Below are 20,367 nucleotides of genomic sequence, written 5' to 3' on the forward strand. Positions count from 1 at the left end.
TTCTGATGCGACCCTGGTGTGCATGGACCCGCACCTCCTGCGCACCTACGTGACCGTCGCCCGCCTCGCCTCGTTCTCCGAGGCCGCGCGCGAACTGGGCTACACCCAGTCGGCGGTGTCCCAGCACATCGCCGCGCTGGAACAGGACCTCGGTGCGCCGCTCCTCACCCGCCGCCCCGTCGCACCGACCCCGGCGGGCGAGCGGCTCCTCGAACACGCGGGTCCGCTGCTGCTGCGCCTGGACGCGGCCCGCGCGGACGTCGTACGGATGGCGGCCGCGCCCGCACACGGCCTGACGCTCGCCGCAGCCCCCACCGCGCTCGTCCCGCGTGCCGTCGCCGCGTTGCCCGCCGCGGGCGTGACCCTGCGGGTGCTGCCCCGTGACGAGATCCCGGCCGCCGTCGCCACCGGCACGGCGGATCTCGGCCTGGTCGACGGCCTGGCCGCGCCCAGTGACCCCCTGCGGCTGCCCGACGTGGCGCCCCTGGTCACGCACGGCGTCGGAGAGGAGCCCGTGTGCGTCCTGCTGCCGGCCGCGCACCCGCTGGCCCGCCGCCACGGCCTGCGCCTCGGCGACCTGGCCGACGCCCGCTGGCTGGACGCTCCCGACGCGGGTCTGCCGCTGGCCCACCTCCGCGCCGCGAACGGTGGCCACGGCTTCCGTCCCGCCCTGCGCTACGAGGGCACCGACGTCCGCACCCTCACTGCCCTCGCGGCCGCGGGCCACGGCCTGACCCTGCTGCCCGGCTCGGCGGCGGACGTGCCGGGCACGGTCGCCGTCCCCCTCACCCACCCGCGCGTAGTGCATCGCACGGAACTGCTGCACAGGGGCTCACTCGCCGGAGCGGCGGCGACGCTGGCGGGGGCGATGGAGGACCGGTCGTGAGCCGGTCAGTCTCACTCATTCGTGGCTCGTCGTGCGCCGGGGCTCCGGGTAGAGCTCCAGCCGGAGGCGATCCATGGAACAGACAGCGTTGCGTCCCAAGCCGATGCCCGGTGGGGAGCCCGGCGGCGGCACCGAGCCCGACACCGAGCCCGGCACCGCCCGGCGCCCGCACGCCGTGCGGCGGCGTGGGCGGCGGATCAGGGCCGTGCTGTTCGGCCTGTTCGTCGGGACGGTCCTGGTGCTGTGCGGGGTCGGTCTCGGCACGGTCGGTGCCACGGTGATCGGCATGAGCAGGCTCGCCGACCTGCAACGCCAGGCACAGGCCCCGGGGAGCCCGTCGGCCACGGCGCACTCCGGTCCCTCGTCCCCGTCGTCAGCCCCGGCCGCGCCCTCGGCGCCGGCACCCGCGGTCGCCACCCTGGGCCTGGAGGCCGTGGACGCCGAGAAGGCGGGCGCCCTGGTGGTCGGTGTCCATGTGCCCGGGCCGGGCTATGCGGCGGGCCTGGTGCGCGGAGACGTACTCCTCGCGTTCGACAGGACCCGCATCGACTCGGCCGCCGACCTCGCGCGCGCCGTCGCGCACGCCCGCCCCGGCGCCCCGGCATGTCTGACGGTCCGTCACCGAAGCGGCGGCTACCAGCAGTTGACGGCGGTACCCGGAGTCGTCACCTGACCACCCGGAAGCGGGTCGTGAGAATCACCGTCGCCCGCGCGGCCCCGCCGCGGAAATCACTGGTCCTCCTCGGCGGCGTGGGCCACGATGAGCCGCATGCTGAGCACCCTTCTCGCCTTCCTCGGCGCCTGCACCCTGATCGCCGCCTCACCCGGCCCCAGCACGGTGCTGATCATCAAGCAGTCGCTGCGCAGTCGGCGTTCCGGTGTCCTGACCGTGCTCGGCAACGAGACCGGCGTCTTCGTCTGGGGCGTGGTCGCCGCGTTCGGCCTGACCGCGCTGCTCGCGGCCTCCGAGGTGGCGTACGACGTGATGCGGATCGTCGGCGCGGTCGTCCTCGTCGGCTTCGGCGTCCAGGCGCTGCGGCAGGCGCGGCGCACCAAGGAGGCCCCGGACGGCTGGGAGGGCGCCGAGAAGAGCGGCTGGGCCGCCTACCGAGGCGGCCTGCTGCTCAATCTCGCCAACCCCAAGGCGGCGATCTTCGCCATGTCCTTCCTGCCGCAGTTCGTGCCGGAGGGAGCCCCGCACCTGCCCGCGATGGTGGGTCTCGCCGCGCTCTGGGCGGTCTACGAGGTCGGCTACTACAGCCTGTATGTGTGGTTCGTCGGCCGGATGCGGACCGTCCTGTCCCGCGCCGGGGTGCGCCGGCGCCTGGAGCAGGTCTCCGGGGGCGTGCTGCTGCTCCTCGGTGTCCGCCTCGCACTGGAGAGCTGACGACATGGCCGACGGAGCGTCCGAAAGACCCGCAGACCGGTCGCGCTGCCCCCGCGGTACGGGCAGGATGCTGCCCGTAGTCCCTTGTGGTTCCTTCGCCTGCCCAGGGAGGCCCGGATGACCGGCAGCACGCGCGCGCCCTTCACCGCCGACGACTACCGGGCCCGGATGGACCGCGCCGCGCGGGCCGCCGCCGACGCCGGTCTCGCCGGGCTCCTGGTGGCCCCGGGGCCGGACCTGGTGTGGCTGACCGGCTATGCGCCCACCGCGGTCACCGAGCGGCTCACCCTGCTGGTCCTCGTGCAGGGGCGGACCCCCGTCCTGGTCGTCCCCACCCTGGAGGCCCCGGACGCCGCGGAGGCCGTCGGCGCGCCCGCCCTGGCCCTGCGCGACTGGACCGACGGCAAGGACCCCTACGCCGCGACCGCCGCTCTCCTCGCCGGCACCGGCCGCTTCGGCATCAGTGACAACGCCTGGGCGATGCACCTCCTCGGACTGCAGCGGGTGCTGCCCGGCACCGACTACGCTTCCCTCACCGACGCCCTGCCGATGCTTCGCGCCGTCAAGGACGCGGCGGAACTGGAACTGATGGCGGCCGCGGGCGCGGCCGCAGATGCAACGTTCGAGGAGATCCGCAAGGTTCCCTTCGCCGGGCGCAAGGAGTCCGACGTCGGCGGTGACCTCGCCGACCTGCTGAGGCAGTTCGGCCACTCCCAGGTCGACTTCACCATCGTCGCCTCGGGCCCGAACGCCGCGAACCCGCACCACGAGGTGGGCAGGCGGGTCATCGAACACGGCGACATGGTCGTCCTCGACTTCGGCGGCCTCAAGGACGGCTACGGCTCCGACACCTCCCGCACCGTCCACGTCGGCGAGCCCACCGACGAGGAGCGCCGGGTGCACGACCTGGTGCGCGAGGCCCAGGAGGCGGGCTTCCGGGCGGTCGAGCCCGGCGTCGCCTGTCAGGAGGTCGACCGCGCCGCCCGCGCGGTGATCGCCGGGGCCGGGTACGGCGAGTACTTCATCCACCGCACGGGGCACGGCATCGGCGTCACCACGCACGAGCCGCCCTACATGATCGAGGGCGAACGGCAGGCCCTCGTGCCCGGCATGTGTTTCTCCGTGGAGCCGGGGATCTATCTGCCCGGCCGTTTCGGCGTGCGCATCGAGGACATCGTCACGGTCACCGAGGACGGCGGCCGCCGTCTCAACAACACCGACCGCGAGATGGTCATAGTGGACTGAGCGACCCCAGGAGCCCCAGCACACCTTCGAGTGACTACGGCGCGACCATGACCCAGGCACCGACACCCACCGCGGACACCGTCCGCCGGCTGGTCAGTTCCCTGCTCAAGGACGGCACAAAGGGCGGGGTCACCGCCTCCGGCCTCGAGGTGCGGCCCGTCACCGAGGGCCGTGAGCACTCCACCTGGTGGGTCGGCGCCCGCCATGTGCTGCGCCTCGCCCCCGACCGCGAGGCCGCCCTGCGCCAGCGCCGCGAACTGCGCCTGCGCGACCTCGTACGCCCGCACCTGCCGGTCGCCGTGCCGACGAGCGTGGCGCACGGGGAGTGGGCGCCCGGGCTGACGTACACGCTCGACATTAAGGTGCCCGGCGGGACGGCGGAGGAGCACGACGTGTCCGCCGTCGGCGAGGCCGACCTCGCGGGGCTGCTCACCGGGCTGCGCGAGGTGCCCGCGCGGCAGGCCGAGACGCTCGGCGTTCCGCGCACCGCCCCGCGCTCCCTTGAGGCGCTGCGCCGCGCCGCCGGGCGCGCCGCCGAACGCCTCGTCAAGGCCGACGAGTTCGACCCCGCCCGCCTCCACCAGCTCACCCCGCAGGCCGCCGTCCAGCTCGCTGCGCAGCCCGGCACCGCGGTCCTCGTCCACCACGCCCTCAAGGGGGAGCACCTCGTGGTCAGCGCCGACGGCCGGGTGCGCGGCATCCTCGACTGGACCGACGCGGCCGTCGGCGACCCCGCCGAGGACATCGCCGGACTGGCCGTCGCCGTCGGCTCACCCGCGGCCGTCCGCGCCGCCACCCTCGCCGGGTACGCCGCGCGCCCCTGCCTCCGCGGCCTCTGGCTGGCCCGCTGCGACACCGTCGTACGCTTCGCCGAACGCATCCAAGGCCACGACGCAGGCCCCCTGCCCCTCCTCAGGCTCCAGCTCCGACGCGCCTGGGAGGCGATCCTCCTGGAGCGGGTGACGGAGTTCCGGGACGAGGACGCGGACGAGGAGTTCTAGAGCCGTTCACCCCTGCAGCAGCACCACGGCCGACTCCCCGGGCACCTGCAGCACCCCGTCCGCACCCGGCGCCTCGACGGGCTCCCACGCGGCGAGCACGCGCGCGTGGCGGGGGCCCAGCGGGATCGCCGCGGGCTCCTTCGCGAGGTTCACGGCCACGCGGACGTCCCCGCGCCGGAAGGCCAGCCAGCGCTCCCGCTCGTCGTACGCCACCTTGGTGTCGGCGAGGTCGGGATCGGTCAGGTCGGCCTGCTCGTGCCGGAGCGCGATGAGCCTGCGGTACCAGTCCAGCACGCGCGCGTGCGGCTCGTCCGCGAGCTCCGCCCAGTCGAGGCAGGAGCGGTCACGGGTCGCCGGGTCCTGCGGATCCGGGACGTCCTCCTCGGCCCAGCCGTGCGCCGCGAACTCCCGCCGCCTGCCGCGTCGTACGGCCTCGGCGAGCTCCGGATCGGTGTGGTCGGTGAAGAACTGCCAGGGCGTACCGGCCGCCCACTCCTCGCCCATGAACAGCATCGGAGTGGAGGGCGCGGTGAGCGTGAGGGCGGCCGCGCAGGCGAGCAGGCCGGGGGAGAGCGACGCCGAAAGACGGTCGCCCTGGGCGCGGTTGCCCACCTGGTCGTGCGTCTGGCTGTAGCCCAGCAGCCGGTGCGCGGCCACCCGCGTACTGTCCAGGGGGCGCCCGTGGTGCCGGCCGCGGAAGCTGGAGTACGTGCCGTCGTGGAAGTAGCCGCGCGTCAGGGTCCGGGCCACCGCGGCGAGGGGAGCGCGCGCGAAATCCGCGTAGTAGCCCTGGGACTCGCCGGTCAGCGCGGTGTGCAGGGCATGATGGAAGTCGTCGTTCCACTGCGCCTGCAGCCCCAACCCGCCCTGCTCGCGGGGCGTGATGAGCCGCGGGTCGTTGAGGTCGGACTCGGCGATCAGGAACAGCGGTCGGCCCAGGTCGGCCGCGAGGGCGTCCACCGCCGTCGACAGCTCCTCCAGGAAGTGGCACGCGCGCGTGTCCGCCAGCGCGTGCACCGCGTCCAGGCGCAGCCCGTCGATCCGGTAGTCACGCAGCCACGCCAGCGCGCTGCCCAGCAGAAAGGCCCGCACCTCGTCCGAGCCGGGGGCGTCCAGGTTGACCGCGGAACCCCAGGGCGTGTGGTGCGTGTCCGTGAAGTACGGGCCGAACGCCGGCAGGTAGTTGCCCGACGGACCGAGGTGGTTGTGCACGACGTCCAGGACCACGCCAAGGCCGAGTTCGTGCGCCCGGTCGACGAACCGTTTCAGCGCCTCGGGGCCGCCGTACGGCTCGTGCACGGCCCACAGCGAGACGCCCTCGTAACCCCAGCCGTGCTGCCCAGGGAAGGGGCACAGCGGCATCAACTCGACGTGGGTGACGCCCAGTTCGACCAGATGCCCGAGCCGCTCGGCGGCCGCGTCCAGGGTGCCCTCACGCGTGTACGTGCCCACATGGAGCTCGTACAGGACCGCACCGGGCAGCGGGCGCCCGGCCCACTCGGTGCGCCATGCGTACCGCTCGTGCTCGACGACCGCGCTCGGCCCGTCCGGGCCGTCCGGCTGGCGGCGCGAACGCGGGTCGGGCAGCACGGGGCCGTCGTCCACCGCGAATCCGTACCGCGAGCCGTCCCGCGCCCCGGCTTCCGTCCGCCACCAGCCCTTCCGCTCCGGATCGGGTTCCAACGCGCGCGTGGCGCCGTCGCACTGGAGCGTCACTCGGCCGGCCTGCGGTGCCCACACCTCGAACTGCACGGACGGTTCCCCTTCGTCTGCTCACCGTGATGTAGCCCGTCCATGGTGCTTCAAACGAGATCAATCCGCTTTTGAATCACCCCTTTTACGGCGGGTGTCGTCAGGTACGCGCGCGTGGCGGCCGTTTTCTCGTTTTCTGGACACCCGGGGTTCGCTGACCGACAATCACGAACGTGACGTCGTCTTTCGAGTTCAACACGTACCCCGCGCGGCTGTCCGACGTGGAGCGCGACAAGGCGCTGAAGGTGCTGCGTGACGGCGTCGCCATGGGACGGCTGTCGCACGACACGTTCATCCGCCGCATGGAGCTGGCCCTCGCCGCCCGACGCTCCGACGAACTCGCCGCACTCACCGCGGACCTCCCCCAGGAAAGCCGCGTCGCGCGCCTGGTGTTCGGCACCGTGGAGGCGGTCTCCGGCTTCACCGTACGGCTGCGCAGGGCCTGGCAGGCCGAGCGCCTCCCCAAGCTGCTGCTGCCCCACCCGGCGGGCGGCTTCCCGCTGCGCATAGGACGCGATCCGGCCAACGGGCTGCGCCTCACACATGAAACCGTTTCCCGCGTGCACGCCGAACTCAGCCGCCAGGGCGGCATGTGGGTGCTGCGCGACCTCGGCTCGACCAACGGCACGACGGTGAACGGGCGGCGGGTCATCGGAGCCGCCGTGGTCCGCGAAGGCGATCAGGTCGGCTTCGGACGGATGTCGTTCCGGCTCGCTGTCGACTGAGCCCCGACTGAGCCACGCCTTAGCTTTGGCCTGAGCATGACACCGTGTTGACGTGCAGTGATGGGGCAAATCGCTTTCGCTGCGATGGTGTTGACGTACCCCTCAAGTCGTGACTGACTGTGCGTACGCCATGTACATCAGGTGAACCGACGGCGCCACATTGTGGAGGTGTGCCCTGCCGCCCCTCCTCCGCTACCCGACCGTCGACGAACTCGGCGCGCGGGCGGCAACACTCGTCTCCAGGCGTCCGAACGACGCCCGTCTGCGCCGCGTCGGCACCTCGCGCGCGGGCACCCCCATGTGGCTGCTTTCCGTCGGTCACGGCAGCCGTCAGGCCCTCGTTGTCGCAGGACCCCACGCCAACGAACCCGTCGGCGGCGCCACCGTGCTGCGCCTGGCCGAACGTGCCCTCGCCGACCCCAGGTTCACGGAGGGCGCCGACGCCACCTGGAACCTGCTGCTGAGCCTCGACCCCGACGGCCTGCGCCGCAACGAGGGCTGGCTGCCGGGCCCGTACACCCTCGGCCGGTACTTCAGGAACTTCTTCCGGCCCGGCTTCCTGGAGCAGCCCGAATGGCTGCCCGACGGCGCCGACGGCGCCGCACTGCCGGAGACCCGCACCCTGCTCGACCTCCAGGACGAACTGCGGCCCTTCCTGCAGTGCTCGCTGCACGGCGTCGACGTGGGCGGCGGCTTCGTCGAGCTCACCCACGACCTGCCGGGCCTCGCGGGACGCGTCGCGCACACCGCCGCCCGCCTCGGCATCCCGCGCGAACTCGGGCCCTACGACACCCTGTACTGGCCGAGCCTCGGCCCCGCCGTGTACCGCATCCCGCCGCCCCGCATCGGCGACCTGGCCGCGGCCATCACCGAGGCGGCCGTCGAGTCCACCTGGTTCCACCCGTACCGGCACGGCACGGTGACGGCGGTCGTCGAGGCGCCCATGTGGGGCGTGGCGGCCGTGGAGGACGGCTCCCCGCCCGCCGACGGGGCCGCCGTGCTGCGCACCGTCAGCCACACGCTGCGCCACGACACACGGCTCCTCGAGGTCCTCCTCGCGCGGCTGCGGCCCCATCTCGCAGGCACGCCGGACGCGGCCCGCCTGCTCGCCCCGGTGGACGACTATTTACTGGTCTGCCCCGGGCTCGCCGACGCATGGGACCCCGACGTCGCCGACGGGGCGCGCCCCCTCCCGCCGCTCAGCACCGCCCACCTGGCCGCCCTGCGCATCGCCGGACGGCGGCTGGCACTGCGCACGGCGGGGCTGCTGCACCAGCTCGTGACACGCGCGGGCCGCGACCCGTCCGGCGTGCTCCCCGACCTGGACCGCCTCATCGAGGAGTGGTGCGCCGACTACCGCGACGGCATGGGGGCGCGCTGGATCCCGGTCAACCGCCAGGTGGAGTACCAGTCGCGCGTGGTGCTCGCCGCGTTCGAACTCGCCGTGCGGTACGCGCCCGCGTGCTCCCGTTCGGGTGAGTCGGGCTGGGGTTCCCAGGCCGCCGTGCCGATGCATCGGGAATGACGATCAGCACCACAGTGAAAGCGGTACGGGGCTCGCTGCTGGCGGCCGCCCTCCTCGCCACCGGCGCGGCCCCGGCACAGGCGGCGTCCTCGGGCTTCCCGCCGAGCGACTGGCTCTACCTCACGGTCACCAAGGGCGACGCCCGCTCCCCGCACACGCGCGACACCCTGCTGCTGTGCGACCCGCCCCAGGGCCACGCGCGAGCGGCCGACGCGTGTTCGGAGCTGGCGGCGGCGGACGGCGACATCGCCCGCATCCCGTCGAAGAAGAACGCCTTCTGCCCGATGATCTACGCGCCGGTGACCGTCCACGCGCGCGGGGAGTGGAGCGGGCGGCAGGTCGAGTACACCCAGACCTTCTCCAGCGCGTGCGTCATGGCCGGGCGTACGGGGTCGGTGTTCGCACTGGACGCCTGACACCGGCACCGCGGCGGCCTGCCGCGCCCCGAAAGGGGCGCGGGGCCGTGTCGACATGCGGCTCCGCCGCGCGGGCGCGACCAGCCACGACGGTGCCGCACACGATCGACGGCCTATTGCGGCACTTCTCGCGGAGCGCTCAGCGCCGGTCAGGCCGCCCGGTCGCGCGCGTACAGCGCCGCCGCGACGACCGTCCGGGACTGGTGCTCGACCTGGTGCTCCAAAGGCACCCAGCGCGCGCGGAAGCGCTCCGCGAAGGCGTCGCTCCAGGTCGCCACGAGCCGTTCCAGACCCGGTGCCGCTCGGTCGTCGGCATCCTGCAGGACGCGCAGCAGCATGGCCGCCGCCCGCAGCGGCAGGCGGCGGCCGAACGCGTCCACACTGCCGACGTACGCCATCGTGTTGTCGGCGGGCGGCGTGTGCATCCAGTCCGCGGCCAGGCCCGGAACCAGCTCCAGCGCCCACTTGGCGGCCCGCAGCAGCGGCCCGTCGAGGCCCTCCAGACGCGGCAGCGCCTCGGCGAGCACCCGTTCCACCTCCAGCGCGTCCCGCAGCAGCCGGCGCGCCAGCCGGCGTATCGCCGCTGCCGGAGCGGGATGCGGAGCCGGGTCGTCCACCAGGTCGCTCGCCCACATCGGCACCTCGACCACCGCCGTCAGGCCGCCGTAGCGGTGGGTGTCGTACCAGGTGCTGTGGCGTGCGTCGTCCGGCATGCTCGGATATGCGGCGCCCGCACCGGGGGAGGGCATCACATGCACCCCGGGCCCGGACGCGGCCCAGCCCGCGGCGTCCGAGGCGCCCGTCTCCACCGGGATGTGCAGCTGCGCCGCGGACTTGGCGAACGGCTCGGCGAGACCCGGAATGTCCTTGGTCAACTGGACCCAGCTGCCGCCCAGATCGGTCCCGTGCAGGGTCGCCTGGAGGTAGGGGCGCAGCTCGTCGATGACCCGGGTCAGCGCGCGCGTCTCGGGCGGCAGCCGGTGCGGCGGCAGCACCGACGGCGACCACTCCGGCTGCTCCTCGGCCGCCGGCCGGAAGAACCCGAGGTGGTAGTCGAACAGGCTGCGCGGTGCCGGGGTGCGGTGCAGGCTCGCCCCGTCGGGGTCCGCGCACAGCAGGAAGTGCCAGGACGTGTCCGCACGCAACTCCCGCTCGGACAGCACCCGTTCGGCGAGCGCGAGGAGCGTGGGGCCGCCGGTCGGCTCATTGGCGTGGGCGCCCGCGACGATGAGCACGGCACGCCGCGCATGGCCCACGGACAGCAGGTGCAGGGGTCTGCCCGCCCGGGAGACGCCCACCTGCCTCAGTACGCAGAGGCCGGGTCGGTGAGCGGCCAGCGCGCGTGCGGACGCGACGAGTTGGGTCAGGGTGGGGTAGCGCAGCTGCGGCAGGAGACTCACCCCCGTCACGTCCGCCCGGCTTCGCAATCCGCAGTACCCCACGCTCTAGGTGAAGTGTCAAGGACACCATGGGGGAGGCTCCAGGGGGCGCCCAGATGCATTTACCGCCAGCTGCAACGAGGATTCCTGCCAGCGGGGGCGCGGACACCGGCGCTCACTGCCGGTGCAGCCCGCGGCCGGCCGCCTCCGACAGGGGCGGGTGCGGGTGGATGTGGCGGGCCACGTCCGAGGGGGCACGCGTCCCAGCCGACGATCAGCCGGCTCTCCGCGATCATCTCGGGTGGTGACTTCCACCTCGTCCCCACGCGCGCGTGCCTCCGCCTGGCTCAGGCCCACGGCCGCGGTCTGCGGCGACGAGTCGGTCACCCGGGGGACGGCCGCGTGGTCGACCGGGGACGGTACGCTGGCCGGCGTCTCGGCCACCAGCAGGCCCTCTGCGCACGACGCATGCGCCAGGCCGAGTGACGGCGGCGGCAGCAGGTCACCCACGCCGTGGACGCCGTCCACCGCCGTCTCCAGCCACCCCGGTCGGCCGGTCCGACGAAGCCGCGGGCGGCCGTCGCAAGGGCTGCGACGGCCAGGTTCAGGCCGCCGTGACCGGTATGCGTCCTACCGCGACCAGGAGCCGTTCCGCCTCGACGGTACGGGGCTCGCCGTGGGCGGTGCGCACGCGCGTGCGTACGCCGTCCTCGAGCAGCTCGGCGTCCGGCAGCCGGGCGCCTGCCTGAACGTCGATGCCGCGCCTTTTCAGACCGCGCGTCAGGTGACGGCTCACGTCCGCATCCTCGAGCGGCCCGGTGCGGTCGGCGGCCTCCCCGAGGGCGACCTGTGCAGCCATCGAGCCGTGGAACGAGGAGTACTCCACGCCGATCGCGCCACCGCCGAGCACCAGGACGGACCCCGGCAGACCGGGCGCGAAGAGCGAGTCGTCGCTCGTCACCACGCGCCGGCCGTCCGGCTCGAGCCCCGGGAGCGTGCGCGGCCGCGAGCCGGTGGCCAGGACGATCCCACGGCGCGCGGCGAAGTCCCGTACGCCCGGCGCGAGTTCATCGTCCGGGCCTTGCGCACGCACCGCGCGCGGCCGCGTCACCCGGGCGCTGCCCCGCACGACCCGCCGGCCGGCCTGCGCGAGGTGCGCCCGAACGCCACGGTGGTTGCGCGTCACGATGCCGTCGCGCGTGGCGACCAGCTCCGGCCGGTCGACGGCGTCCGGGCTGGCCTTCACCCCCCAGCGCTCGCGCTGCGGTCCTCTCGCACGCCCCGTCCTGGAGGCGCCCCATGACCGGCCTCGCGCGCGTGCCGCAGGCCGCCGCCGCGGAGGCCTTCGCGGACCTCCTGACAGAGGCATGGCCGCAGCCGGGGACGCCCGCCTCACCCGTAGGGGCGTAGTAGCCCCAAGGCCTCGCTCCCGCCAGCTCAGTGCGGGTCGGCCCGCTCCAGCAGTACCACCGGCAGCCGTTCGAAGAGCTCCTCCACGCGCGCGTGCCCCGTGAACTCCCGCTCCGGAGACAGCACATCGGACCAGCGCCCGGGCGGCAGCGGCAGCCGGGTGTCCTGCCAGCCGCCCGCCTCCGCCAGCCGCAGCGACAGCCGTGTCACGGCCGTGACGACCTCGCCGGACCGTGCGAACGCCACGCAGTGGGCCGCCGCCGGGCCCTCTGCGGTCAGGGGCGCGTACGTCGCCGCGTCCCCGAAGGCGCCGGCGCGCCGCGCGCGCAGCCGCAGGGCCGCCGCGGTCACCTCGCCCTTCTCGCCGAGGTCCGCCGAGGGCGGGAACCGCACCGGACGCCGGTTGTCCGGGTCCACCAGCGCCAAGTACTGGCCCTCGGTGCCCTGGTAGACGTCCGGTACGCCCGGCATCGTCAGGTGGACCAGGGCGGTGCCCAGCACGTTCGCCCGGATGTGGGGCTCCAGCGCACCCCGGAGGGCCACCACGTGCTCACCCGGAGCCCCGCACGGACCCGCCGAGACGAACGCCGCCACCGCCTCCTCGTAGGCAGGCTCCTGCTCCGTCCAGCTCGTCAGCAGCCCCGCCTCGCGTACATGCTTCAACAGGGCCTGCTGAACCCGTTCTTCGGCCGCCGCACCGAGCCCGAACACCGTCTGCCACGCCGCCCACGCCAGCTGTGCGTCCGGCACGCCCTCGCCCGTGCGCGTCACCTCCGCCAGTACGTCCGCCCAGCGCTGCGGGCACTCGGTGAGAACGGCCAGCGCCGCCCGTACGTCGGCACTGCGCTTGGTGTCGTGTGTCGAGGCGACGGTCCCGGTCGCGGGCCAGTCGCGCTGCACGCGCGCGCAGTAGGCGTGAAAGTTCTCCGGGGACACCGCCGGGCTCCCCGGGTTGCCGCCCACCTCGGTCGCCGACAGCAGCGGCACATAGCGGTAGAACGCCGTGTCCTCCACGGACTTGGCTCGCAGGGCGGAGGCGGTCTGTGCGAAACGCGCCCGGAACTCCACGTGGTCGGGCCCGTCGCCATGACGCCCGAGAATCAGATTCCGTACGACGTCGACAGCGCCGGACTCCTCCGGGACGACGAAGGCGAGCCTGGCCTCCGCCGCGGCCTCCTCGGTGACCACGGAAGCCGCGTCACCGGAGGCGTACGGCCGGTAGACCTCCAGTCGGACCAGCAGCTCCTGCAGCGCCGTGCGCAGCGCCCAGGGAGCGCGGTCGCGCAGCGCGGGGTCCGGTGCGGCGGCGCACAGTCTGCTCGCCACCCGGGTCAGCCGGTCGATCTCGGTGGCCAGCTCGTGCGTGAGCACCTTGTACGCCGCCCGCCGTACCGTCGCCGCCCAGTCGCCGCCGCGGTCCGTCTGCGGGGCCGCGAACCTCCGGTACTGGCCGAGGAGTTCCCCGAACCCGGCCGGGTCCGTGAAGAGGCCGTCGATGTGCCGCAGGGCGTCGTAGCCGGTGGTGCCCGCGACGGGCCAGGAGGCCGCCAGGGGTTCCCCGTCCGACAGGATCTTCTCGACGACCGTCCAACGGCCGCCGGTCGCCTCGTGCAGCCGCCGCAGATATGTGTCGGGGTCGGCGAGCCCGTCGGGATGGTCGATGCGCAGCCCGTCGATCACGCCCTCGTGCAGCAGCTGCAGGATCTTCGTGTGCGTGGCCTCGAACACCTCCGGGTCCTCGACCCGCACCCCGATGAGCTCCGAAATGCTGAAGAAACGCCGGTAGTTGAGCTCGGTGCGGGCCAGCCGCCACCACACCGGGCGGTACCACTGGGCGTCCAGGAGCTGCGGCAGCGGCAACTCCTCGGTGCCCTCGCGCAGCGGGAACACGTGGTCGTAGTAACGCAGAACGTCCGCGTCGACCCGCAGCTCACCGATGACCGAGCCCAGCGGGCCTCCCAGCACCGGCAGCAGCACCTGGCCGCCCTGCGCCTCCCAGTCGATGTCGAACCAGCGCGCGTACGGCGACTTGGGGCCCTCCCGGAGCACCTCCCACAGGGGGTGGTTGTGGCGCGGAGCCATGGCCATGTGGTTCGGCACGATGTCCACCACCAGCCCGAGACCGTGCTCCCGCGCGGTGCGCGCCAGCGCGCGCAGCCCCTCCTCGCCGCCCAGTTCATCGCGCACGCGCGCGTGGTCCACGACGTCGTAGCCGTGCGCCGAGCCCGGTACGGACTCCAGGACGGGGGACAGGTGCAGGTGCGAGACGCCGAGCGAGGCCAGGTACGGCACGGCGGCCGCCGCGGCCGCGAACGGGAACTCGGGCTGCAGCTGCAGTCGGTAGGTGGCCGTGGGCACCACGGGGGCGGGTCGCTCAGGTGTCATGCAAACCTACGTACCCGCCCTGCCGCCCTTCGTGTCATCGTCCCCTCCACGGGTGCACGCACGCGTGGCTAGCTTCGAGCGATGACGACCACGGGGCGAACGTACAGAGACGTCATCGGCCTGACCGGGCCGCTGCTGCCGGTGGTGTCCTTCCTGGGTCGGCTGCCGACGGCCACGATCCAGTTCGGCAGCGTGCTGCTCGTCGCCCGCACCAGCGGTTCGCTGGCCGCTGCGGGGCTGACCGGCGGGGCGCTGGCGATCGGGCAGGTGGCCTGTGGCCCGCTGGTGGGCCGGCTCGCCGACCGGCACGGCCAGCGGACGGTCGTGCTCGCCTTCTCCCTCGCCAACGCCGCCGCGATCGCCGCGCTCGTTGCAGGGGCGCTCGCCGGCCTGTCCGTTCCGTTTCTGTCCCTCCTCGGGGCCGTTGCGGGCGCGACCGTGCCGCTGATCGGCCCCCTGGGCCGCGCCCGTCTCGTGGCTCTGGCCCGCCGGTCCGCGGCCCCCGAATCCACGGTCGGCGCGGCCCTCTCCTTCGAGAGCACCCTCGACGAGATCTCCTTCGTCCTGGGCCCGGCCCTGGTCGGCCTGGCCGCCGTACTCGCCCACCCCGCGTACGCCCTGGGCGCGGCCGCCCTCCTGGTGGCCCTGTGCGGCAGCGGCTTCGCACTGCACCCGACGGCGGGGGCGACACGGTCCGGGTCCGTTGCGACGCGGGCGGGCGGACGGTCCGGTCCCGTTGCGACGCCGACGACGGGACGATCCGGTGCCGTCGTGACGCCGGCGGGCGGACGGTCCGGTCCCGTTGCGACGCCCGCGACCGGACGATCCGGTCCCGTCCCGACGCCCGCGACCGGACGATCCGGTCCCGTCCCGACGCCCGCGACCGGACGATCCGGTCCCGTCCCGACGCCCGCAACTGGACGCCCCGACGCCTCCCCGACGCCCGCGACCGCCCTCCCCGACGCCCCACCCGCGCGTACCACCCACCCCCACCTCCACCCTCGCCCCCGCATCCCCCGCTCCGTCCACCCCCTCCGAGCCGCCCTGGCCCTCCAAGGAGCCATGTTCGGGGCATGTCAGGCCGGTATCACCGCGCTCACCGAGCGGCTCGGACATCCGGAGCAGGCCGGTCTCGTGTACGCCGCCATGGGGGTGATGAGTGCAGTGGCGGGCCTTTCCATGGCCGCTGTGCCGGCGCGCATCGCCCTCACGGCGCGCTGGCGGGCGGCGACCGCGGCCGCGTTCGTGCTCTCCCTGCCCCTTGTGTGGACGCAGAGCATGGGCGGCCTCTATGCGGTCGTCACGGTCCTCGGGGTCGCCTACGCCCCGCACCTGGTCACGGTGTTCGGGCTCACCGAGCGCGCGGTGCCGCCCACGCGGCTGGCCGAGGCGATGGCGTTCGCGACGAGTGCGATCGTCGGCGGCCAGGCCCTCGCGGTCGCCGTCACCGGCCGCCTCGCCGAGTCGTACCGTCCCGCGGCCGCCTTCGCCGCGGCGAGCACGGCGGCCGCACTCGCCTGCGCGATCGCCCTGACGGCGCGCCCGTCCTCGTACACCGGGCCCACCACCGAACCGACCCTCCCTGCGCGCGTACCCGGCAGGCAGCCGCCCACACCGACGTAGGACAGGACCTGGACCGACCTAGACCGGCCGCTGCAACACCGTCAGGCTCCGGTCCACCAGTGTCAGCCGGTCGCCGGCCTGCACCTTCGGGCCCGTGTCCGGCGGTACCCCGTCCGAGCGGGCGGTGTCGACCACGACCTGCCACTGGCGGCCGTGGTTGACGGGCACCACGAAGTCCAGCGTCCTGGGTGAGGCGTTGAACATCAGCAGGAACGAGTCGTCGGTGATCCGCTCCCCGCGCGTACCCGGTTCGGAGATCGCGTTGCCGTTGAGGAACACGCTCAGCGCCGAGGCCGGCGCCGAGTCCCAGTCCCGCTGGGTCATCTCCTTGCCCTCCGGCGTGAACCAGGCGATGTCCGACAGCTCGTCATGGGTGCCCTCCACGGGCCGCCCGTGGAAGAAGCGGCGCCTGCGGAAGACCGGATGGTCCTTGCGCAGCCACACCATCGCGCGCGTGAAGGCCAGCAGCTCGCTGTCGGCTGCGTCTTCCGCCGCGTCGGGGTCGAGCCATTTCACCCAGGCCAGCTCGTTGTCCTGGCAGTAGGCGTTGTTGTTGCCGCGCTGGGTGCGCGCGAACTCGTCGCCGTGGCTGATCATCGGCACGCCCTGGGAGAGCATCAGCGTGGCGACGAAGTTCCGCATCTGGCGCGCCCGCAGCTTCAGCACCTCGGGGTCCTCGGTCTCGCCCTCCGCACCGCAGTTCCAGGACCGGTTGTGGCTCTCGCCGTCCCGGTTGTCCTCGCCGTTGGCCTTGTTGCGCTTCTGGTTGTACGAGACGAGGTCGTGCAGGGTGAAACCGTCGTGGCAGGTCACGAAGTTGATCGAGGCGAGCGGGCGGCGGCCGTCGTCCTGGTAGAGGTCCGAGGAGCCGGTCAGCCGGGACGCGAACTCCGCGAGGGCGCGCTGCTCGCCGCGCCACATGTCCCGCACGGTGTCGCGGTACTTGCCGTTCCACTCGGTCCACAGCGGCGGGAAGTTGCCCACCTGGTAGCCGCCCTCGCCGACGTCCCACGGCTCGGCGATCAGCTTCACCTGGGAGACCACCGGGTCCTGCTGCACCAGGTCGAAGAACGACGACAGCCGGTCCACCTCGTGGAACTGCCGGGCCAGCGTGGCCGCGAGGTCGAAGCGGAATCCGTCTACGTGCATCTCGGTGACCCAGTACCGCAGCGAGTCCATGATCAGCTGCAGGACGTGCGGGGACCGCATGAGCAGCGAGTTCCCGGTGCCCGTGGTGTCCATGTAGTAGCGCGGGTCGTCGGTGAGGCGGTAGTACTGCGCGTTGTCGATGCCCTTGAAGGACAGCGTCGGACCCAGGTGGTTGCCCTCGGCCGTGTGGTTGTAGACGACGTCGAGGATGACCTCTATGCCGGCCTCGTGCAGCGCCCTGACCGCCGACTTGAACTCCAGGACCTGCTGGCCGCGGTCGCCCCAGGAGGCGTACGCGTTGTGCGGGGCGAAGAAGCCGATCGTGTTGTAGCCCCAGTAGTTGTTCAGGCCCATGTCGACCAGCCGGTGGTCGTTGACGAACTGGTGCACCGGCATCAGCTCCAGCGTCGTCACGCCCAGCTCCACCAGATGCTCGATGATCACCGGGTGGGCGAGCGCCGCGTAGGTGCCGCGCAGCTCCTCCGGCAGCCCCGGGTGTCGCATCGTGAGGCCCTTCACATGGGCCTCGTAGATCACCGTCTCGTGGTATCCGCGCCGCGGCCGCCGGTCGTCGCCCCAGTCGAAGTACGGGTTGACCACGACCGACGTCATCGTGTGCGGCGCCGAGTCCAGGTCGTTGCGCTCGTCGGGCGCGTCGAAGTGGTAGCCGTAGACCTCCTCGCCCCAGTGGACCTTGCCGCTGATCGCCTTCGCGTACGGGTCGAGCAGCAGCTTCGCCGAGTTGCAGCGCAGGCCGCGCCCGGGGTCGTACGGGCCGTGCACCCGGAAGCCGTACCGCTGTCCCGGCATGATGCCGGGCACGTACGCGTGCCGCACGAAAGCGTCGCTCTCGCGCAGTTCCACCGCCGTCTCCGAGCCGTCGTCGTGCAGCAGACACAGCTCTACTCGGTCCGCGGCCTCCGTGAAGACCGCGAAATTGGTGCCGGCGCCGTCGTACGTGGCACCGAGCGGATACGCCTCGCCAGGCCAGACCTGCATGGACACGACTCTTTCAGGTGGAGCGCGCCCCGGGGGGCGCCTTGGCGTCGAGTGTCCCCGAAAGTGATGGAACCACCTATGACTTACGTCCCTCTTACCGATCGACCAGTGCATACGCGGTATGCCAATCAGTGGGGCAGAAACGTACTCCCGGGGATGAAGGGGGAGTGGGGGGTAAATGTGCGCAAGATAGTGCACCGCCACCTGGGGAAGGTGGTGGCAGGTGCGGCCATCGCGGTGGCCGGAACTGCGGTGATGGTCGGGATCACGCTGCCGGGGACGGCGGGGGCCGACGATTCGGCAGGGACCGGGGGAGGGCAGACGGCCCAGCAGGCGGCCCAGGCGAACGGCACGCCCGCTCCGGGTGTCGTCGAGCAGGCCCCGGCCGAGGGCGATAAGGGCAAGGGCCTCGATCCGCTGACCGACGACGAGACGAAGCAGGTCGAGCGGATCGCGCTGAACCGGCAGCTGCTCGACTCCGGTGAGAACGTCAAGGGCGCCCGCGGCCCGCAGCGCCTCACCGTGGAGCTGGCCGAGCCGGATACCGGCAAGCCGGACAATTCGAACGCGCCCCGGCGCGCGGACGTGACGTTCTACGACTACCGGAACGACAGCGTCGTCACCAAGACCGTCAACCTGGACACCGGCAAGGTCGAGGAGACGAGCACCCAGCACGACGTCCAGCCGCCGCTCAGCATCGCCGAGCAGACCGAGGCGGCACGGCTGCTGATCGCCGACCCGCTGGGCGCGGGCCTGAAGGCGGACTACAAGGACGCCACGGGCAAGGAGCTCACCTCCCCGGACCAGCTGACGCTCACCAGCATGGTGTTCCGGGCCACCCCGGGCGTGCAGCCGGCCGCACTCGGCAAGTGCGGCGAGCACCGCTGCACCCGGCTGTTCCCGAAGGTCAAGAACGGCGCCTGGATCGACACCCGGGAGTTCGTGATCGACCTGAGCGCCCGCAAGGTCGTCAAGCTCGGCTGAACCGGGCTCCATTCACTTTTCAAACTCGCATCTCTTGTACTCGTATCTCCTGTAAGGGAGCCACTTCGTCATGCGCGTCAACAGAGACAGCCGTGCCCGCGGCAGAGCACTGCGCCGGCGGACCCTGGTGGGCCCGCTCGCGGTCGGGCTCGCCCTCAGCGGCACGGCAGCGGCACCGGCCTTCGCCGACCACAAGGAGGCGGCCGCCGCCGCGGCCCCCCAGTGCAGCGCGGCCTACCAGATCGAGCAGAAGCTCTCCTCCGGCACCACCTGGCGGATGTGCTGGCGCTTCGAGAGCAGGTCCGGGGTCATCCTGGACGACATCTCCTACCAGCCGCCCGGCGAGTCCCAGCCGATCAAGGTCCTCAACAGCGCCAAACTCGCCCAGATCGACGTGCCGTACGACGACGGCAGCGTCGAGTACAACGACGTGACGGACTACAACTTCGGCAACGGCCTGCTGAACCTGACGCCCGCCGAGTGCCCGGGCGGCACCATCAAGTCGGTGAAGGTCGCCGAACCGTTCTACTCGGACTCGCAGAACGTCAAGGGCCTGTGCGCCACGACCCGTTCCCGCGGCCACGCGTACCACATGCTGTCCGACGCGAACAAGACCTACCAGGCGCAGGGCAAGGACCTGCTCCTCTACACGGTCAACAAGGTCGGCTGGTACGAGTACATCACCGAGTGGCGATTCCAGGACGACGGCACGATGAGCATGAACGCCGGCGCGACCGGCAGCCTCTCGCCCGACGACTACGACGCGGGCGACGGCCGCGGCTGGCCCATCGGCAAGGGCGCCAAGGCCTATGCCACCAGCCACAGCCACAACGTCTTCTGGCGGCTCGACTTCGGCCTCGACGGTTCCTCCAAGACCAACGTCGAGCAGTACGACTCGACCGTCAGCGCTCCGGCCCCCGGCCAGCAGGCGCCGACCAACAAGACGACCCTCACCAAGGTCACCAAGGAACTCGCGGGCGACGCCAAGGACATGCGCTGGTGGCGCGTGGTCAGCACGGCCGGCAAGAACAAGGACGACCACCCGCGCTCGTACGAGATCGTCCAGGGCCCCACCGCGAAGTACCTGGGCCGCAGCTTCACCAAGCACGACGTGTACTTCACCGAGTACAACAAGTGCGAGCAGTACGCCAGCGGCAATCCGCTCAACTGCGGTGCCGGCCACGGCAAGTCCGTCGACACGTGGGTCAACGGGCAGACCCTCAGCCACCCCATTGTCTGGGTGAACGTGGGCTTCCACCACATAGCCCGGGACGAGGACCAGCAGCCGATGCCGGTCCACTGGCAGGGCTTCTCCATCGCCCCGCGTGACGTCACGGCTATGAATCCGCTCACTCCGGCCGCCCTGGCCGGTCAGAACGGGCACTGGCACTAGGGCAGTTGAGAATCGACCTGTCCATCCGGCTGCACCGCTGACTGCTCCCGGAGTACCCTTCCTTGATCGTTGACACGGGGAAGCTCGGGGGAGCGGAAGGCGGTGCGC

15 protein-coding genes and 1 pseudogene are annotated in these 20,367 nt (G+C 72.6%); 11 read left to right on the top strand and 5 right to left on the bottom strand.

Annotated features, from left to right (window positions below):
- The first annotated feature begins 22 nt into the window (after positions 1 to 22).
- The 5 genes from ACFY10_RS10130 (at position 23) to ACFY10_RS10150 (ending at position 4,519) form a co-directional block, all read left to right on the top strand.
- On the top strand, positions 23 to 886 hold the full coding sequence (locus tag ACFY10_RS10130) for a LysR family transcriptional regulator (RefSeq protein ID WP_390664589.1): 864 nt from the start codon (positions 23 to 25) through the stop codon (positions 884 to 886).
- A 73-nt stretch (positions 887 to 959) separates the two neighbouring features.
- Positions 960 to 1,559: a PDZ domain-containing protein gene (locus ACFY10_RS10135; protein WP_390664590.1), complete on the top strand. Its 600-nt coding sequence runs from the start codon at positions 960 to 962 to the stop codon at positions 1,557 to 1,559.
- A gap of 96 nt (positions 1,560 to 1,655) precedes the next feature.
- Positions 1,656 to 2,273, top strand: a complete 618-nt coding sequence (locus ACFY10_RS10140; protein ID WP_390664591.1) for a LysE family translocator — start codon at positions 1,656 to 1,658, stop codon at positions 2,271 to 2,273.
- 117 nt (positions 2,274 to 2,390) lie between these two features.
- Positions 2,391 to 3,518 (top strand): M24 family metallopeptidase, encoded by a 1,128-nt coding sequence (locus ACFY10_RS10145; protein ID WP_390664592.1) that lies wholly within the window; start codon positions 2,391 to 2,393, stop codon positions 3,516 to 3,518.
- A gap of 47 nt (positions 3,519 to 3,565) precedes the next feature.
- A complete protein-coding gene (locus ACFY10_RS10150) occupies positions 3,566 to 4,519 on the top strand; it encodes an aminoglycoside phosphotransferase family protein (RefSeq protein ID WP_390664593.1) in 954 nt (317 codons plus the stop codon).
- A 6-nt stretch (positions 4,520 to 4,525) separates the two neighbouring features.
- Here ACFY10_RS10150 and treZ read toward each other — a convergent pair whose 3' ends face one another.
- Positions 4,526 to 6,271, bottom strand: a complete 1,746-nt coding sequence (gene treZ, locus ACFY10_RS10155; RefSeq protein ID WP_390664594.1) for a malto-oligosyltrehalose trehalohydrolase — start codon at positions 6,269 to 6,271, stop codon at positions 4,526 to 4,528.
- A 173-nt stretch (positions 6,272 to 6,444) separates the two neighbouring features.
- Here treZ and ACFY10_RS10160 point away from each other — a divergent pair, with 173 nt between their 5' ends.
- The 3 genes from ACFY10_RS10160 (at position 6,445) to ACFY10_RS10170 (ending at position 8,937) form a co-directional block, all read left to right on the top strand.
- Complete coding sequence (locus tag ACFY10_RS10160; RefSeq protein ID WP_390664595.1) at positions 6,445 to 6,996, top strand: FHA domain-containing protein; 552 nt, start codon at positions 6,445 to 6,447, stop codon at positions 6,994 to 6,996.
- Between the two features lie 160 nt (positions 6,997 to 7,156).
- Positions 7,157 to 8,521 carry a M14 family zinc carboxypeptidase gene (locus ACFY10_RS10165; protein ID WP_390664596.1) on the top strand — a complete coding sequence of 455 codons (1,365 nt, stop codon included), beginning with the start codon at positions 7,157 to 7,159 and terminating at the stop codon, positions 8,519 to 8,521.
- The gene (locus ACFY10_RS10170; RefSeq protein WP_390664597.1) at positions 8,518 to 8,937 is read left to right on the top strand and encodes an SSI family serine proteinase inhibitor; all 420 of its coding nucleotides are present in this window, start codon (positions 8,518 to 8,520) and stop codon (positions 8,935 to 8,937) included. Before ACFY10_RS10165 ends, ACFY10_RS10170 begins: the two co-directional genes overlap by 4 nt.
- 149 nt (positions 8,938 to 9,086) lie before the next feature.
- On the opposite strand, the gene ACFY10_RS10175 is transcribed toward ACFY10_RS10170, so the two are convergent.
- The 3 genes and pseudogenes from ACFY10_RS10175 to treY all read right to left on the bottom strand — a co-directional run bounded on the left by ACFY10_RS10175 (position 9,087) and on the right by treY (position 14,111).
- Positions 9,087 to 10,337: a M14 family zinc carboxypeptidase gene (locus ACFY10_RS10175; RefSeq protein WP_390664598.1), complete on the bottom strand. Its 1,251-nt coding sequence runs from the start codon at positions 10,335 to 10,337 to the stop codon at positions 9,087 to 9,089.
- 154 nt (positions 10,338 to 10,491) lie between these two features.
- Positions 10,492 to 11,577: pseudogene (locus ACFY10_RS10180) on the bottom strand (FAD-dependent oxidoreductase); the annotation flags it as partial.
- Between the two features lie 176 nt (positions 11,578 to 11,753).
- On the bottom strand, positions 11,754 to 14,111 hold the full coding sequence (treY, locus tag ACFY10_RS10185) for a malto-oligosyltrehalose synthase (protein WP_390664599.1): 2,358 nt from the start codon (positions 14,109 to 14,111) through the stop codon (positions 11,754 to 11,756).
- 81 nt (positions 14,112 to 14,192) lie between these two features.
- On the opposite strand from treY, the gene ACFY10_RS10190 reads away from it, so the two are divergent.
- Positions 14,193 to 15,734 (top strand): MFS transporter, encoded by a 1,542-nt coding sequence (locus ACFY10_RS10190; protein WP_390664600.1) that lies wholly within the window; start codon positions 14,193 to 14,195, stop codon positions 15,732 to 15,734.
- A gap of 18 nt (positions 15,735 to 15,752) precedes the next feature.
- Here ACFY10_RS10190 and glgX read toward each other — a convergent pair whose 3' ends face one another.
- A complete protein-coding gene (glgX, locus tag ACFY10_RS10195; protein WP_390664601.1) occupies positions 15,753 to 17,882 on the bottom strand; it encodes a glycogen debranching protein GlgX in 2,130 nt (709 codons plus the stop codon).
- 180 nt (positions 17,883 to 18,062) lie between these two features.
- Between glgX and ACFY10_RS10200 the strand changes: the two genes are divergently transcribed.
- Entirely contained in the window at positions 18,063 to 18,866 is an 804-nt protein-coding gene (locus ACFY10_RS10200) for a Tat pathway signal sequence domain protein (RefSeq protein WP_390664602.1), read from the top strand.
- Between the two features lie 70 nt (positions 18,867 to 18,936).
- Entirely contained in the window at positions 18,937 to 20,259 is a 1,323-nt protein-coding gene (locus ACFY10_RS10205; RefSeq protein WP_390664603.1) for a copper amine oxidase, read from the top strand.
- The last annotated feature ends 108 nt before the right edge of the window (positions 20,260 to 20,367 follow it).

The sequence above is a fragment of the Streptomyces sp. NPDC001401 genome, assembly GCF_042895385.1.
Classification (GTDB): domain Bacteria; phylum Actinomycetota; class Actinomycetes; order Streptomycetales; family Streptomycetaceae; genus Streptomyces.